Here is a 14,593-nt window from a genome sequence, read left to right on the forward strand (position 1 = left end):
CCGTGCGAGAACTCTCTGACATCGAACTTGCCCGCCGCAAGAAAAAGCGGAAGAAGACCGTCAAAAAGCTGGTCCTGCTGGCCCTGTTGGCGGTGGTGCTGGTGGTGGGGTACGGCTACCGCCACCTCCTCACGGCGGAAAACCTGGGCGCCGTCTGGGGCAACATGACCTCCAACCTGCAAAAGGGGGAGGGCTACCCCCTGGATCTGGGCAGCGGGGTCCCCAGGGACCTGCAGTGCTCCACCATGGGGGCGCTGGAGGTGCTGACCGACAGCGAGATCATCACCTACAACAAGACCGCCAAACAGGTGAAGAACATCCCCCACAGCATGGACGAGCCCCAGATGAAGGTGCGGGGGGGGAACACGGTGGTCTTTGACCGGGGCAACCGGGAGTTCGCCCTCTACTCCAAGACCACCCAGGTCTACAAAAAGACTGCCGAGATGACCATCGTCGACGCCGACGTGGACGCCAGCGGCAACGTGGCGGTGGCCACCGGCTCTGACCGGTACCTGGGCCAGGTCTCGGTCTACGACCGCAACCAGCAGCTGGTCTTTGGCTGGTCCTCTTCCAAGGAGTACATCCTCTCGGTGTCCATGGGCAGCGGGGGGAATTTGGCGGTGGCCTGCGTCAATGCGGTGGACGGGCGGGTCACCACCGTGGTCTACGCCCTGAACATCCACCGGGAGGAGGAGCTCTCCCGCACCGAGTTCCCCGGCTCCCTCGCCCTGCAGATGCGGTGGGAGGGCAGCACTATCCAACTGGTCTGCGACGACCAGGTCTTCGCGCTGAAGAAGGACGGCTCCCTGGCGGGGAGCACCGCCTTTGAGGGCAGCGTCCTCGCCATCGGCAACATCGGCGGCGGCGACTACGCCGTGGCCCTGGGGGACAACACCCAGAGCCACCTGAACAAGGTGCTGCTGGTGGGGCAGAAGGGCCAGGTCAAGGCCACGGTGGAGGTGGGCCGCGAGATCGTGGGGGTCTACGCCTCCGGGGGGAAGATCGCGGTCCTCGGCCACAGCGACCTCACCGTCTACAAAAAGGACGGCACCGTCCTCTCCACCACCGACATCGGCAAGCCCTGTCTGGACTTGAGCGGCGCCGGCAAGGCCCTTTTCGTGCAGACCAACGACAGCCTGGAAAAACTGACCCTGTAGCCCCTTCAACCCCTGTCCTGGGGTGGGAGAAGGGGGAACGGCCGCGAAACCCGCCCGCCCCAGGGCCGACCGCTGAGAGAGGAGAATGCGCGTGATTTGGCTGCTCTACGATTTGGCCGCCCTGCTCATCGTCATCATCGCCGCCTGCACGGCCGCCAAGCGGGGCTTTATGCGCACCCTGGTGAGCTTTGTGGGGGGGCTGGCGGCCCTGGTCGGGGCCTATTTTGCCAGCGAGCCGGCGGCCCGCTGGGTCTTTGCCCACTTTGTCCGCCAGCCGGTCTACGACAGCGTGCTGCAAAACCTGCAGGGCTTTACCGGCACCGACGCGGGGGCTGCCCTCCAGCAGGGGATGGGGAAGTGGGCCGGCTGGCTGGCCCACCTCAGCGGCGAGGAGGGGCAGATCGCCGCCCACCAGCTGGAACAGTCCCTCTCCAAAGGGGTGGAGGGGATGGCCGCCGCCGTCACTGACTACGCCTGCGGGCCGGTGGTGGTGATGGCCCTGCACATGGCCTTCTTCCTGGTCTTTCTCATCCTCTTCGGCATCGCCGTGGGGCTCATCGCCCGGGCCTTCGACATCTTCAACCACCTCCCCCTCATCAGCGGGGCCAACCACTTTCTGGGGGCGCTGCTGGGGGTGCTGCAGGGCTGCCTCATCCTCTTTCTGGCGGCGGCGGTGCTGGGGCTGCTCATCTCCCTCACCGGGGGCTGGCCGGGCGTCAACAGCGAGGTCATCTCCCAGTCATATCTTTTTAACATTTTCTACAAAATGGGTCCATTTATTTAGGGAGGATATTTGGTATACTGTCCTTCGGGCACCAGGGAAGGATCGATTTGTAGGCGGGAGGGCGTGTGCTCTCCCGTTTTCTTGATGATTCCAGTACCCTTTTTTACCAGATTGGTGTATAATAGTCTCGTTATTCCGCGCCCCCGGGCGGCTTTGCCCGGTGGGAGCCTTCAAATTTAGGAGTTATTGTTATGCTTTGTTCGCGCTGTAAAAAACGTATGGCCGTGGTCTTTATGACCCGGATGGAGGGGGACAAGACCATCAACGAGGGCCTCTGTCTCACCTGCGCCAAAGAGCTGGGGGTCAAACCGGTCAACGACCTGCTGGATAAAATGGGCATTGGGGACGACGACATCGAGGCCATGAGCGAGCAGCTCATGGAGCTGGCCGGCCAGAGCCCCGAGGGGGAGGAGTCCGACTTTGAGGCCGGCGGCTCCGCCACCTTCCCCTTCCTCAACATGTTCCAAAACGGCGAGGTGCCGGAGACCAGCGCCGAGCCCCCCAAGGAGGGCCAGAAACAGCCCTCAAAGAAGAAAAAGGGAGAGGCGCGCCCCAAGCGCAAGTACCTGGACACCTACTGTGAAAACCTCACCCAGAAGGCGCTCGACGGGAAGCTGGACAACATCGTCGGCCGGGACAGCGAGGTCTACCGGGTGACCCAGATCCTCTCCCGCCGCACCAAGAACAACCCCTGCCTCATCGGCGAGCCCGGCGTCGGCAAGACTGCCATCGCCGAGGGGATCGCCCAGCGCATCGCCTCGGGCAACGTCCCCGCCCGGCTGGCCGACAAGGAGATCTACCTGATGGACCTGACCTCCCTGGTGGCGGGCACCCAGTTCCGGGGCCAGTTCGAGAGCCGGATGAAGGGCCTCATCAGCGAGGTCAAGGGCCTGGGCAACATCATCCTCTTCATCGACGAGATCCACAACCTGGTGGGCACCGGCGACTCCGAGGGATCGATGAACGCCGCCAACATCTTAAAGCCCGCCCTCTCCCGAGGGGAGATCCAGGTCATCGGCGCCACCACCTACGACGAGTACCGCAAGTACATCGAGAAGGACGCCGCCCTGGAGCGCCGCTTCCAGCCGGTCAAGGTGGAGGAGCCCTCGATCGAGGACGCCACCGAGGTGCTGCGGGGCATCAAGCAGTACTACGAGCGCTACCACAAGGTCAAGCTCAGCGACAACATCGTCGCCGCCGCCGTGGAGATGTCCGAGCGCTACATAACCGACCGCTTCCTCCCCGACAAGGCCATCGACCTGATCGACGAGGCCTGCGCCTGCGCCTCCCTGGCCAGCAAGGAACTGGCCGAGTACGAGAAGCTGGGCAAGGAGTACGACGCCCTGCAGCAGGAGCAGCGGGACATCGAGAGCGCCCAGGAGAAGGGGGAGGAGATCGACTACGAGCGGCTGGCCGAGGTCAAGAGCCGGGTGCTGCAGCTCAAAGACCGGCTGCTGGAGCTGGAGCCCGCGGCCTGCTCGGTCCAGGTGACCGAGGACGACCTGGCCACCGTCATCCAGCTCTGGACCGGCATCCCCGCCTCCAAAATCAAGGAGACCGAACTGCAGAAGGTCGCCGGCTTGAAGGAGGCCATCCACCAGAAGATCGTCGGCCAGGACGAGGCGGTGGACCAGCTCTGCAAGGCCATCAAGCGCCACCGGGTGCAGTTGACCGACAAACACCGCCCCGCCTCCTTCATCTTTGTGGGCCCCACCGGGGTGGGGAAGACCGAGCTGGTGAAGGTCATGTCCTCCATCCTCTTCGACTCGGTGGACCCCCTCATCCGGCTGGATATGTCCGAGTACATGGAGAAGCACTCGGTCTCTAAAATCATCGGCTCCCCTCCGGGGTATGTGGGTTACGACGAGGCCGGACAGCTCACCGAAAAGGTGCGGCGCAAGCCCTACTCGGTCATCCTCCTGGACGAGATCGAGAAGGCCCACCCCGACGTCCTCAACGTCCTCCTGCAGATCCTCGACGAGGGCCGCATCACCGACGCCCACGGCCGCCGGGTCAACTTTGAAAAGACCATCATCGTCATGACTTCCAACGCCGGCAGCGAGCGCAACCAGAACGCCATGGGCTTTGCCAAGACCAAGGCCGAGGTCTCCCGCGAGAACGCCAAGAAGTCCCTCTCCGAGTTCCTGCGCCCCGAGTTTTTGGGCCGGGTGGACGAGATCATCGTCTTTGACCCCCTGAATGTGGAGCAGTACGCCAAGATCGCCGGGATGCAGATGAAGGAGCTGGCCGAGTCGATCGCCAAGCGGGGGATCGCCCTGCGCTACGGCGACGACGCCCTGCGCTTCATCGCCCAGAAGGCCTTTGACGAGAAGGCCGGCGCCCGCAGCATTGCCAAGTGCATCCGCCGCGAGGTGGAGGACCCGGTGAGCGAGCTCATTGTGCAGCAGTTTGCCGCCCCGCCCACCGACATCGCCGTCACCGTGGGCGAAGAGGGCCTCGTCGTCGCCGCCATGTGAGATTTTAGCATCTAAAAGGAAAAGCGCCCCTGCGGGATTTTGACCCCGCAGGGGCGCTTTTTGTGGCTGTGGGGAAGGGGGTGGGGGAGAGGATGTCCCCCCCGACCGCCGTCCCGCATCTGTCTCGCGAACGCCTTAATTTTGTGCCCCAATTGTCTTGACAAAAAGGGGGCCAATGTGGTAAACTAACTATCGCTGCCACATGCGGGTGTAGTTCAATGGTAGAATTCCAGCCTTCCAAGCTGGCTACGTGGGTTCGATTCCCATCACCCGCTCCAGCGCTCCTGCCGGTTTGCCACAAGGGCGGCAGTCGCCACAACTATGCGCCTATAGCTCAGCAGGATAGAGCAACTGCCTTCTAAGCAGTGGGTCAGGAGTTCGAGTCTCTTTAGGCGCGCCATTATGGTGGGTATGGTTCAGCTTGGTTAGAACGCCAGATTGTGGCTCTGGAGATCGTGGGTTCGAATCCCACTATCCACCCCATATGTGTGTTTAAAGCTGTGAACGACCTTCACAGCTTTAAACATTTTATTGGACCGTCGCCAAGGGGTAAGGCAACGGACTTTGACTCCGTCATTCCGCAGGTTCGAATCCTGCCGGTCCAACCAGCGGCAAGCTGCCGCTCCCAAGTCACGCACCTCACTTTATGGGGTGCGTTTTGCTTTGTGCCTGCGTTTTTGGCAGGCATCTTTTTTAGCAACTCGGATTCGGGCGGGGGTCTCGACGTGCAATTTGCATTCGGGACTTTTTTGATGCGGTTTTGCACCCGCGCTGAAAGTGGCGCCCTTTTATGCGGGACGGGCGCAGCGATCGATCACTGCATCCAGAACGCCCCCACTTTGTGGGAGGGGCCGCCTTGTGCCCATGCCCGCAATATAAAACCGACAGAAAACAAGGGGAGGATGCCAATTGGCATCCTCCCCCCCCCCTTTGCCCATCCGGCAATCTGCGCGCAAAGCCACAGGGCGACCCGCAGTTGGTGAGCGAGAGGGGCGTCTTTGACCACCTCTCTTCCCCCAAAACCCTCTCTCTCCGACAAAAGCCCTATCGCGCCCCCTCCCGGATCTGCTCCAGAAAGGCCTTGACGGCGGGGGAGAAGGTCTGGTACTTCTTGGTGGCGATGTACAGCCCCACCGACAGTTCCGACTCGATGGGGCGAAAAGCCAGGTCGCGCCCCTGGGTGTTCACCAGCCCCTCCAGACAGAGGGCGTAGCCGATCCCCCGCTCCACCAAGAAGGTGGCGTTGTAGATGAGGTTGTAGGTGGCGACGACCTGAAGGGCGGCGCTGTCCACCCCGAACCAGTCCAGGTGCTGGTGGCCATCGCCCGGCGGCACGGCAAGACCCCCGCCCAGGTGATTTTGCGCTGGGACCTGCAACAGGGGGTGGCGGTCATTCCCAAATCGGTGCACCGGGAGCGGATGGCGGAAAACCTGGCCGTCTGGGACTTTGCGCTGGACGAGGGGGAGATGGCCCAAATCGCCACCCTGGACAGGGGCCGCCCCACCCTGCTGGACCCCGGGGAGCCCAGCGAGGTGAAGCGGGTGTACGACTACCTGCGAAACCCGGTGCTGACCAGCCTGTAAAGGGGCCGACGGCCCCGGACAAAACAGAGACCGGCCCGCGCAGCGCGCGCGGGCCTTTGGGAGGAATCAAAGATGAAGCGATCGCCCTTTTTGCTGACACTGGTGCTGGCACTCTGCTGCCTGGCGGGCTGCGGCGCGCCGGCAAACGGGGGCCGGTCCGACCCCTCGCCCAGCCAGTCGGCCCCGACGGGAGAGAGCGAGGAAAGGCCGCAACGGGTGCTGGTGGCCTATTTTTCGGCCACGGGGAACACCGAGACCCTGGCCCGCTATGCGGCGCAGGCCCTGGGCGCAGACCTCTATGAAATCGAGCCGGAAATCCCCTACACGGCCGACGACCTGAATGAAAGCGACAACGGCAGCCGCGCCAGCGTCGAGATGGGAGACGCCGCCGCCCGCCCGGCCATCGCCGCCCGGATGGAGGGGATGGAGGGGTACGACATCGTCCTTTTGGGCTACCCGATCTGGTGGGGCCAGGCCCCCCGGATCGTCAGCACCTTTTTGGAGAGCTACGACTTTGGCGGCAAGACGGTGGTGCCCTTTTGCACCTCCGGCAGCAGCGACATCGGTTCCAGCGCCGAGCAGCTGCACCCCCTCTGCGGGGAAGGGGTCACCTGGCTTACCGGCCGGCGGTTTGCCGGCGGCACCTCCTATGAGGAGATGGCCCAGTGGGTCGGCGGCCTGGAACTGCCGCCGCGGGCAGAACAGTGAGAAAGAAGGAGATGGACGGGATGAGCAGACAACTGGTGGCGTATTTCAGCGCCAGCAAAACCACCGAAAAATTGGCAAAGACACTGGCCTCCACCGTGGGGGCGGACCTGTATGAAATTTGCCCGGAGCGGCCTTACACCCCGGCAGACTTGGACTGGACGGACAAAAACAGCCGCAGCAGCGTGGAGATGAGAGACCCCTCTTCCCGCCCGGCCATCGCCGGCCGGGTGGAGGGGATGGAGGAGTACGGCGTGATTTACCTGGGGTTCCCCATCTGGTGGTACCTGGCGCCGACCATCATCAACACCTTTTTGGAGAGTTACCGCCTGGACGGCAAGGTGATCGTCCCCTTCGCCACCTCCGGCGGCAGCGGGATGGGCCGCACCAACCAGGAGCTGCAGGGCTCCTGTCGCGGGGCCGACCTGCGGGAGGGCAGGTGCTTTCGCGCCGGTGTGTCGGCGACGGAGCTAAAGGCCTGGGTCGATGGGTTGGGGCTGTAAAGTGCAGAGAGGGCGGATCGCTCCCTTTGTTGTAATGGAACGAGGAGCCAGTCGCTCAAAGGCGGCTGACTCCTCATTTTTGTGCAAATGTCGGGGTTTGTTTCTGCAAAAGCACACGCAGTCTTCTGTTGGGTGAGCTTGCGGGAAAATACCAATTAGCATAATGGTTGTATATGAGGTGGGGGGGAGCGCGTTTTTCTTCGGCGGCCGATGCAGACGTTCGCTCTCCTTTTTTGTCTGTACTGCCCCTTATGAGCACTTTGAGGTGGGGGATTGGCATAGTTGGCGCTAGAGTCGCTGTTTGACTGCTTCGCTGGAAGCAGTTTTTTCCAGGGTTCATAAGCGATTTGATTTTTGCCCAGGTTGTCGCCCTCCTTTTTGGAAGATGCCTTGCACCTTGTGTAGGGATGATAAAGGGCAGAAGCGCACAGCAGTCTCTCCGTTTGCAGGAATGCTTTCATGGGCTGCAGTCTGGCAAAGTTGATTTCCTATGTCGGCAATCTGATTTTGGGATTTATAAATATAAGGTAGATAAAAATAATTATTCTAAATGAATAATAGATAGAATCCCACCGAAAAGAATGGCGGTTGTGCCAGTATCCATGCCTTATTTATTGCAGTACAATGGATGTAGCGGCAAGAAAGAAGGAATTTTAAAATGAATATAGATTCAGTCGATTTTCAGTCATTTCAGGTGGTGCAGCCAAATGCCAGCAGATATTCATCTCTATCTGTCAGTGCGATGGCAGACGGGACACTGCGACTAAACAGCAAAACGATTTTATATGCCTTTTCAAATGATAAAAATCACTTTGTTCGGGTTTTATTTTCGGCAAAGCAACGGTTGATCTGTCTCGAATTTTTGCCGGACAACGATGGGTCTGCATCCAAGACCCCCAGAGGAGGAACCGTCTCTATCCGGGCGCTAAAAGATGTTTTAGAGCAAGCTCAAATTTCTTTGCCTGCCTTTTTTCCGCTCAAAGAGGCAGGGGAGGGAAGATTGGTCGGCGAATGCGATCCAAATCACCATTTTCTTCCGCAGTCTCCCGTCTCTAAACGGGTGAGAAAGGCCAGAAAAACCGATTTGGCGGCCATGCTGTCTGTGGGTAACAGCCAGTGAACAAAATAGAGGAAATAGACGTGATCGACGCCTTTTCGGATACGGTGAGATCATGGTGTAAGCAATATGGCAAAGGGGTTGGCACAGAGGATGCCTTTTTGATCGCACAGACGGCATTTTTATGCGCTATGCGAACATGGATAAAAAGCCGTTCCGATTTTCTGCCCTATGCCGAATTCTGTGTAAAGGCGGAACTCATAGAAGAGCGAAAGAAAAACAACCGTATCCTACGTGCAGAGCGGGTTTTTTTGGATGCCTCTGCCAGCAGGGATGACGACATTCCCATTTCAGGGCTTTTTTGTGCTACAAACTGTTTTGAAAATGCGGTGGACTTTCACGATTTTCTCTCTTCTCTTGGGCGAGTCAGTAGCCGTTTATTGGGGGTGGCGCAAATGCTTTCCGACAACTACACCCGCGCGGAAATCTGTGAACAGTGGAGCATTGCCGAAGGCGATTGGGAGAAGTATCTCGCCGCTTTAAGACGAAACGTTGTGGAGTACAATTCCCAGTGGTTGGCCGTGGGTTGAGAGGGCATCTTCGCGCTTTTTGAGAGCCCTTTTTCTCAGTGTGGACTGCCGCTTCTGCACCAGCTCGAGATGGGCGACAAAGAGCGCCCGGACCATTTCACTTTACAGGGAGGAGTCCGGGCGCTCCGCCTTTTGCCGCCTGTGGGCTGCCAGTCGGCTCCCCGGCTTCTTCTAGCGCGCAGGAGAACTGGTCGGAGAAGGCGATGTCGTTTCGACGCAGGGTGTCCCGCAACGGCTCGATTGTGCTGCCCTCCTGCGGCCGACACAGGGCTTGGCCATCCCGGCGGTATTGCCCCTCTGCCCAGCCGACCGGCCCTTTGACAGACCCCGTTTTCCTTTTTCGGCCCGCAGATGTAGGATAGGGGGAAAAGCCGGCCCCGGCCGTTGGCGGCGGGGCGCACCGAGCGAGAGGAGAAGCGATTTTGCAGTCATTGCCATTGTCACCGGGGCCAGCGACTGCCTCGGCCGCGCCTTTGTCGAGCAGTTGACGGAGAGGGCGCCGGACGAGATCTGGTGTGTCGCCCGAGACGGGGAGAAGCTGGCCGCCTTGAGGGCCCGTTGGGGGGAGCGGATCGTCCCCCTGTCCCTGGACCTGGCCGCGGCGGAGAGCGCCCAGGCGCTGGAGCGCCGGTTGCGGGAGCAGCGGTGCGCTGTCGCCTACCTGATTGGCAGCGCCGGCGTGGGGGAGGAACTGGCCCCCACCGGCCGCTTTTCGCCGGAGCAGGCGGGCCCGCCTGGTGCCCGTCAACTGCACGGCGGTGGTCTCCTTCTGCGCGATCTGCCTCCCCTTTATGGCTTCGGGGGGCACATCCTCGACATCGCCTCCCAGTCGGCCTTTCAGCTGGTGCCCTACCTCAACCTCTACGCCTCGTCCAAGGCCTTTGTCCGCAGCTATACCCGGGCGCTGCACGCGGAGACGCGGGGGACGGGGCTTACCGCCGCCGTCTGCCCCGGCTGGGTGGACACCGGGACGCTGGCCCGGGAGATGGGGGCGTGAAGGTGCGCTATCCCCGCCTGGTCCTCCCCGCCCCCGCGGCGCGAAAGGCCCTGAAAGACGCTGAACGGGACCAGTCGGTCTGCACCCTCTATGTCGAGTGGATGCACCTGGTCGCCAAACGCCTCCCCCAAAGGGCGGTGATGTGGGGCTGGACCAAGTCGGTGCAGCGGTATCTGTGACCCCTGCTCCTCCGCCCCTGCCGCCGCCTCCGACCGGGCGGGGGGCCAACGGGGCAAACAAAGGGGGCGGGCCCTCTCCCCTGTGAAGAAGGGCCCGCCCCCTTTTGCCGCCTGTGGGCCGCCTTTAGGCGCCCACCAGCTCCTTGGTCTCTTCCAGCGCGTAGGAGAGCTGGTCGGGGCAGGAGGTGCCGTTGCGGCACTGGGTGCCCCGCAGCAGCTCGATCACGTCGTCCACCTTGCGGCCGACGCAGAGCTTGGACACCCCGGCGGTGTTGCCGGCGCAGCCGCCCACGAACTCCACGCTCTTGATGATCCCGTCCTCCACGTCGATGGTGATCTGGCGGGAGCAAACGCCTTTGGGGATATAGGTGTGTTTCATTTTACAGTCTCTCCTTTTTGCCTTTCAGTATGATTTCCAACTGGTCGCCGGCGGTGTTGCCGGTGCCCAGCGGGTTGTCCTTTTGGGGGGCGTGGCCGTGAAAGTCGGTCCCGCCGGTGACCAGCAGCCCGTATTCCGCCGCCAGTTGCCGCAGCCGGACCTTGTCCGCCTCGGTGTTGCGGGGGTGGTCGATCTCCAGCCCGTCCACGGCCCCCTCCCGGCAGAGGGCCTCGGCCAGCTCCATGCTCCGGTAGACCGAGGGGTGGGCCAATATCACCCAGCCGCCACTGCGGCGGGCGATCTCCAGCACCTCGTAGACGCTGGGGTAGTCGATGGGCTCAAAGCAGCTGCCGGTGCCGGGGTCAAAGAGCTGGTGGAAGAGGGGGCCGCCGTAGCGGGCGTCCTCGGCCACCCCCTTTTGCTGCAGGGCCTGCATCATGTGGGGTTTGTAGAGGCACTCGCTGTCGTAGCTGCGGGCGAAGATCTCCTCCAGCGTCAGCTGGGGGTAGAGGGCGCAGAGCCGCCGGGCCATGACGAAGCCGGCCTTCATCCGCGCCCGCCGGGTCCGCTCGCAGAGGGCCTCGATCTCCGCGGTGTCCCGGGGCAGGTAGCACAGAACGTGCACGCTGCGGCCGTTGGCCGGGTCCCGGGCGGACAGCTCGATCCCCTTGATGATTTTCAGGCCGTATCCCGCCGCCAGCTCGGCGGCGTAGTCGTAGCCGTGAAAGGTCTCGTGGTCGGTGATGGCCAGGTGGTCAAGCCCTGCCCGGCGGGCCAGTTTCAGCAGTTGCGGGATCTCCATGGCCCCGTCGGAAAACCGGCTGTGGCAGTGCAGATCGGCGGACACGGCGCCCCGCCCCCTCTCTTCGATATGGATTTCCCAAAAAGTATACGCCAAAAGCCCAAAAAAGTCCAGGGGGGAGGGCGCGGCCGATTTTTCGCCCCCCTCCTTTGCCGCGGCAGGGAAAAATAGGTTTGGACAAACCCCGCCCCCTCCCGTATAATAGAAGGCAGATAAACGGGGCCGCCGCCCCGCAATGCAAGCAGAAAGGGGGTCGCCCGCCGTGTACCAGCTCAACTACCAGTCCTACGCCCAGGCCGCCGCCGTCCCGCAGCGGGCGCTGCAGCTGATGGCCGCCGGCTGCCCGCAGGAGATGGCCCAGGTGTTCTGCCACATCCTCGCCGCCCAGCCCGCCACCATCGCCCCGCTGGAACTCTCCCAGCAGTTGGGGCTGAGCGTGCTGCAGGTGGACCGGGCGCTGGAGTGGTGGGCCGGCCAGGGGCTGCTGGTGCGCAGCGAGGCCCCGGCCCCCCAGGCCGAGCCGGTCAAGACCGCCGCCATCGGCACCACCACCCGCCTCTCCCGGCAGGAGGTCAACGCCATCGCCGCCGACAGCGAAGAGGTGCAGTTTTTGTTGGGGGAGTGCCAGTCGGTCTTCGGCCGCCCCATCTCCCCCACCGAGGCCAACATGCTCGTCAGCCTCCACGCCCTGCACGGGCTGCCGGTGGCGGTGATCCTCATGCTGGTGGGCTACTGCCGCTCGGTGGGCCGCTGCAAGGTGGGCTATATCGAGCGCACCGGCATCGGCTGGCTGGAGAGCGGCATCGACACGGTGGAGAAGGCGGACGCCCACATCCAAAAGCTGCTGCGCAGCCGGGATGCGCAGGAGCGGGTGCGCAGCCTCTTCGGCATCCACGACCGGGTCCTCACCAAGAAGGAGGAGCAGTTTTGCTACACCTGGCTGGAGGAGTACGGCTTCCCCGACGAGGTGGTGAAGGCGGCCTATGAGATCTGCGTCGACCGCAAGGGCAAGGTGCTCTTCTCCTACATCCACTCCATCCTCAAGTCCTGGTACCTCAAGGGCTACCGCACCCTGGGGGAGGTGCAGGCCGAGCAGCGGCCCGCCGCCCCCGGCAACAGGGGGAAGGGGTTTGCCCCCTCCTTCGACGTCGCCGCCCTGGACCAGTCCCGCACCCGCCTGCCGACCGCCAAAAAGAGAGAGGGGGAATAGCCCATGGCCTATGAAAAAGCCGTCTACGACCGGGTCCACCAGCTCCTGTCCCAGCGCCGCCGCGCCGCCTTTGAGGAGCAGGCCCGCCGCCGGCGGGAGTGCTACGAGCGGTGCCCCCGCCTGGCCCAGGTGGACGGGGAGCTGCGCCGCACCGGGGCCGGGGTGGCCAAGGCCGTCATCTCCGCCGGCGCCGACCGGGGGGAACTGCTGGAGGGGCTGCGCCAGCGGGGGGCCGCCCTCGCCGAGGAGAAGGCCCGCCTCCTGCGGGAAAACGGCTGGCCGGAGGACTACCTCAAGCCCCCCTTCACCTGCCCCGACTGCCAGGACACCGGCGCGGTGGGCAACCGCCGCTGCCACTGCTACGGCGCCCTTTTGCGCCAGGTGGAGGCCGAGCGCATCAACCGCCAGTCGGGGCTGCGGCTGTGCTCCTTCGACAGTTTTGACCTGCGCTATTACAGCAGGGAGGGCCGCCCCGGCGACACCCCCTTTGAGGTGATGGGGGAGGTGCTGGCCTACTGCAAGGACTACGCCGCCCACTTTGGCCTGCACAGCCCCAACCTGCTGATGATGGGGGCCACCGGCCTGGGCAAGACCCACCTCTCCCTGGCCATTGCCAGCCAGGTCATCCAGAGGGGATTTTCCGTCCTCTACGGCAGCTTTGGAAACTTTGTCGCCATCCTGGAGCGAGAGAAGTTCGGCGCCGACCGGCAGGGGGACACCTTGGCCTCCCTGCTGGGCTGCGACCTGCTCATCCTCGACGACCTGGGCAGCGAGTTCTCCACCCCCTTTGCCGTCTCCACCCTCTACACCCTGGTCAACACCCGGCTCTCCGCCGGGCGGCCCACCATCGTCAACACCAACCTCACCTTTGCCGAGATCTCCCAAGCCTACACCGACCGCATCACCTCCCGCCTGGCGGGCTCCTACGTGGACGTCCGCTTTGTGGGCAGCGACGTGCGGCTGGCCATGAAAAACGGCCTTTAAAGGCCGTGGATAGGGCCGCCTTTTCCCCAGCGGGAGAGGGCGGCCCCCGCTGCAAAAGGAGGGACCCACCATGAAGAGAAGTTTCTGGAAAGGGGCGGCGGCCGCCCTGCTGACCTGCGCGCTGCTGCTGAGCGGCTGCGGCGGCCCCCCGGCGAAGGAGGGCGCCCTTCCCCTGGACGCGGGGGGCGATCGCCAAAACCTGCCGCTGGGGAAGCCGGTGACCGGCCCCGTCCCGGTGGTCATCGACTGCGACCCCGGGACCGACGACGCCTATGCCCTGGCCCTGGCCGCCAGCTGTGAGCAGCTTGACATCCGCGCTGTCTGCGCGGTGCAGGGCAATGCCCCCCTCGCCCACACCGGCCCCAACGCCCTGGCCCTCTGCGCCTACCTGGGGATCGACTGCCCGGTCTCCCAGGGGGCGGCGGCCCCCCTCTCGAGGGAGGCGGTCACCGCCGAGTACGCCCACGGCAGCAACGGCCTGGGCGGGGTCAAGCTGCCCGATCCCGGAAGGGCGTTTGACAGCCTGCCCGCCTGGGACCGGCTCTACCAGGAGGCGGTGGCCGCCGGGGGAGAGCTGCAGGTCATCGCCCTGGGCCCCCTCACCAACGTCGCCACTGCCCTGCAAAAATACCCCGACCTGCCCCAGTACCTGGCGAAGATCACCGTCATGGGCAGCAGCCTCAGCGGGGGCAACATCACCGCCCAGGCCGAGTTCAACGTCTACAGCGACCCCGAGGCCTGGCAGGTGGTGCTGGCCAGCGGCGTCCCCCTCACCGTCGTGGGGCTCGACGTCACCACAAAGACCTATTTGAGCCAGGACAACCTGGCGGTCCTCCTGGAAAAGGAGGGGCGCGCCTCCGCCCTGCTAAAGGGGATCGCCGACTACGCCGCCACCCGGAGCAGCCAGTCCGGCCTCACCCTCAACGATGCCCTGGCCGTGGCCAGCGTGGTCAACCCGCCGGTGGTCACCACCCAGGCGGCCGACCTGCGGGTGCAGGCCAGACCGGGCTCCGGAGACGACGGAAAGACCACCGCCATCAACCCCAGGAAGGGGGAGGGGGGCAACTGCCGGCTGGCCCTGAGGGTGGACAACGCCCTCTTTCAGGCCATGCTCCTGCGAATGATGGACTTCTATGCCGCCGGTTGAGCGGCGGCGCCCCCTGCGGCCTGTCCGGCGGACAGGCC

16 protein-coding genes and 4 tRNA genes are annotated in these 14,593 nt (G+C 63.6%); 17 read left to right on the plus strand and 3 right to left on the minus strand.

Features of this window, described 5'->3' with window-relative positions; genetic code table 11:
• The first annotated feature begins 2 nt into the window (after positions 1 to 2).
• The 7 genes from KQI11_RS10030 to KQI11_RS10060 all read left to right on the plus strand — a co-directional run bounded on the left by KQI11_RS10030 (position 3) and on the right by KQI11_RS10060 (position 5,026).
• Positions 3 to 1,157, plus strand: coding sequence for a DUF5711 family protein (locus KQI11_RS10030; protein WP_216402023.1), 1,155 nt, complete (start codon positions 3 to 5; stop codon positions 1,155 to 1,157).
• A gap of 85 nt (positions 1,158 to 1,242) precedes the next feature.
• Complete coding sequence (locus KQI11_RS10035) at positions 1,243 to 1,941, plus strand: CvpA family protein (RefSeq protein ID WP_216402024.1); 699 nt, start codon at positions 1,243 to 1,245, stop codon at positions 1,939 to 1,941.
• 191 nt (positions 1,942 to 2,132) lie between these two features.
• Positions 2,133 to 4,418 (plus strand): ATP-dependent Clp protease ATP-binding subunit, encoded by a 2,286-nt coding sequence (locus KQI11_RS10040; protein WP_216402025.1) that lies wholly within the window; start codon positions 2,133 to 2,135, stop codon positions 4,416 to 4,418.
• 204 nt (positions 4,419 to 4,622) lie between these two features.
• Positions 4,623 to 4,696 (plus strand) — tRNA-Gly (locus tag KQI11_RS10045).
• Between the two features lie 45 nt (positions 4,697 to 4,741).
• A tRNA-Arg gene (locus KQI11_RS10050) sits at positions 4,742 to 4,818 on the plus strand.
• Positions 4,819 to 4,823: 5 nt separating this feature from the next.
• Positions 4,824 to 4,901, plus strand: a tRNA-His gene (locus KQI11_RS10055).
• A 49-nt stretch (positions 4,902 to 4,950) separates the two neighbouring features.
• A tRNA-Gln gene (locus KQI11_RS10060) sits at positions 4,951 to 5,026 on the plus strand.
• Positions 5,027 to 5,462: 436 nt separating this feature from the next.
• Here the strand turns inward: KQI11_RS10060 and KQI11_RS13325 are convergent.
• Positions 5,463 to 5,753, minus strand: a complete 291-nt coding sequence (locus tag KQI11_RS13325) for a LysR substrate-binding domain-containing protein (RefSeq protein ID WP_353653967.1) — start codon at positions 5,751 to 5,753, stop codon at positions 5,463 to 5,465.
• Between KQI11_RS13325 and KQI11_RS13330 the strand changes: the two genes are divergently transcribed.
• From KQI11_RS13330 to KQI11_RS10095, 7 genes are all read left to right on the plus strand, one after another.
• Positions 5,733 to 6,002 (plus strand): aldo/keto reductase, encoded by a 270-nt coding sequence (locus KQI11_RS13330; RefSeq protein WP_353653968.1) that lies wholly within the window; start codon positions 5,733 to 5,735, stop codon positions 6,000 to 6,002. The genes KQI11_RS13325 and KQI11_RS13330 overlap by 21 nt on opposite strands.
• A 72-nt stretch (positions 6,003 to 6,074) precedes the next feature.
• On the plus strand, positions 6,075 to 6,710 hold the full coding sequence (locus KQI11_RS10070; RefSeq protein ID WP_216402026.1) for a flavodoxin: 636 nt from the start codon (positions 6,075 to 6,077) through the stop codon (positions 6,708 to 6,710).
• A gap of 20 nt (positions 6,711 to 6,730) precedes the next feature.
• The gene (locus tag KQI11_RS10075) at positions 6,731 to 7,210 is read left to right on the plus strand and encodes a flavodoxin (RefSeq protein ID WP_216402027.1); all 480 of its coding nucleotides are present in this window, start codon (positions 6,731 to 6,733) and stop codon (positions 7,208 to 7,210) included.
• Between the two features lie 658 nt (positions 7,211 to 7,868).
• Positions 7,869 to 8,330, plus strand: a complete 462-nt coding sequence (locus tag KQI11_RS10080; RefSeq protein WP_216402028.1) for a hypothetical protein — start codon at positions 7,869 to 7,871, stop codon at positions 8,328 to 8,330.
• A complete protein-coding gene (locus KQI11_RS10085; protein WP_216402029.1) occupies positions 8,327 to 8,857 on the plus strand; it encodes a hypothetical protein in 531 nt (176 codons plus the stop codon). The genes KQI11_RS10080 and KQI11_RS10085 overlap by 4 nt, the downstream gene beginning before the upstream one ends.
• Before the next feature lie 289 nt (positions 8,858 to 9,146).
• The gene (locus KQI11_RS10090; protein WP_286172720.1) at positions 9,147 to 9,854 is read left to right on the plus strand and encodes an SDR family NAD(P)-dependent oxidoreductase; all 708 of its coding nucleotides are present in this window, start codon (positions 9,147 to 9,149) and stop codon (positions 9,852 to 9,854) included.
• A complete protein-coding gene (locus KQI11_RS10095; RefSeq protein ID WP_216402031.1) occupies positions 9,851 to 10,033 on the plus strand; it encodes a hypothetical protein in 183 nt (60 codons plus the stop codon). The genes KQI11_RS10090 and KQI11_RS10095 overlap by 4 nt, the downstream gene beginning before the upstream one ends.
• A gap of 124 nt (positions 10,034 to 10,157) precedes the next feature.
• Here KQI11_RS10095 and KQI11_RS10100 read toward each other — a convergent pair whose 3' ends face one another.
• Positions 10,158 to 10,412 (minus strand): TIGR03905 family TSCPD domain-containing protein, encoded by a 255-nt coding sequence (locus tag KQI11_RS10100; RefSeq protein ID WP_021661194.1) that lies wholly within the window; start codon positions 10,410 to 10,412, stop codon positions 10,158 to 10,160.
• Position 10,413: 1 nt separating this feature from the next.
• Complete coding sequence (locus KQI11_RS10105) at positions 10,414 to 11,259, minus strand: PHP domain-containing protein (protein WP_216402032.1); 846 nt, start codon at positions 11,257 to 11,259, stop codon at positions 10,414 to 10,416.
• A 217-nt stretch (positions 11,260 to 11,476) separates the two neighbouring features.
• On the opposite strand from KQI11_RS10105, the gene KQI11_RS10110 reads away from it, so the two are divergent.
• The 3 genes from KQI11_RS10110 (at position 11,477) to KQI11_RS10120 (ending at position 14,555) form a co-directional block, all read left to right on the plus strand.
• The gene (locus KQI11_RS10110) at positions 11,477 to 12,424 is read left to right on the plus strand and encodes a DnaD domain protein (RefSeq protein ID WP_216402033.1); all 948 of its coding nucleotides are present in this window, start codon (positions 11,477 to 11,479) and stop codon (positions 12,422 to 12,424) included.
• Between the two features lie 3 nt (positions 12,425 to 12,427).
• A complete protein-coding gene (locus KQI11_RS10115) occupies positions 12,428 to 13,408 on the plus strand; it encodes an ATP-binding protein (protein ID WP_216402034.1) in 981 nt (326 codons plus the stop codon).
• A 70-nt stretch (positions 13,409 to 13,478) separates the two neighbouring features.
• Positions 13,479 to 14,555: a nucleoside hydrolase gene (locus KQI11_RS10120; protein ID WP_216402035.1), complete on the plus strand. Its 1,077-nt coding sequence runs from the start codon at positions 13,479 to 13,481 to the stop codon at positions 14,553 to 14,555.
• Positions 14,556 to 14,593 lie beyond the last annotated feature (38 nt).

Origin of the sequence: Acetanaerobacterium sp. MSJ-12 (assembly GCF_018917875.1) — a bacterium.
Lineage (GTDB): Bacteria > Bacillota > Clostridia > Oscillospirales > Ruminococcaceae > Bittarella > Bittarella massiliensis.

What these genes read in the sequence shown, in the direction of transcription:
- KQI11_RS10115 (WP_216402034.1), top strand. Translation starts at nt 12,428, where the DNA reads ATGGCCTATGAAAAAGCCGTCTACGACCGGGTCCACCAGCTCCTGTCC.
- KQI11_RS10035 (WP_216402024.1), top strand. Translation starts at nt 1,243, where the DNA reads ATGCGCGTGATTTGGCTGCTCTACGATTTGGCCGCCCTGCTCATCGTC.
- KQI11_RS10070 (WP_216402026.1), top strand. Translation starts at nt 6,075, where the DNA reads ATGAAGCGATCGCCCTTTTTGCTGACACTGGTGCTGGCACTCTGCTGC.
- KQI11_RS10040 (WP_216402025.1), top strand. Translation starts at nt 2,133, where the DNA reads ATGCTTTGTTCGCGCTGTAAAAAACGTATGGCCGTGGTCTTTATGACC.
- KQI11_RS10080 (WP_216402028.1), top strand. Translation starts at nt 7,869, where the DNA reads ATGAATATAGATTCAGTCGATTTTCAGTCATTTCAGGTGGTGCAGCCA.
- KQI11_RS10100 (WP_021661194.1), bottom strand. Translation starts at nt 10,412, where the DNA reads ATGAAACACACCTATATCCCCAAAGGCGTTTGCTCCCGCCAGATCACC.
- KQI11_RS10075 (WP_216402027.1), top strand. Translation starts at nt 6,731, where the DNA reads ATGAGCAGACAACTGGTGGCGTATTTCAGCGCCAGCAAAACCACCGAA.
- KQI11_RS10120 (WP_216402035.1), top strand. Translation starts at nt 13,479, where the DNA reads ATGAAGAGAAGTTTCTGGAAAGGGGCGGCGGCCGCCCTGCTGACCTGC.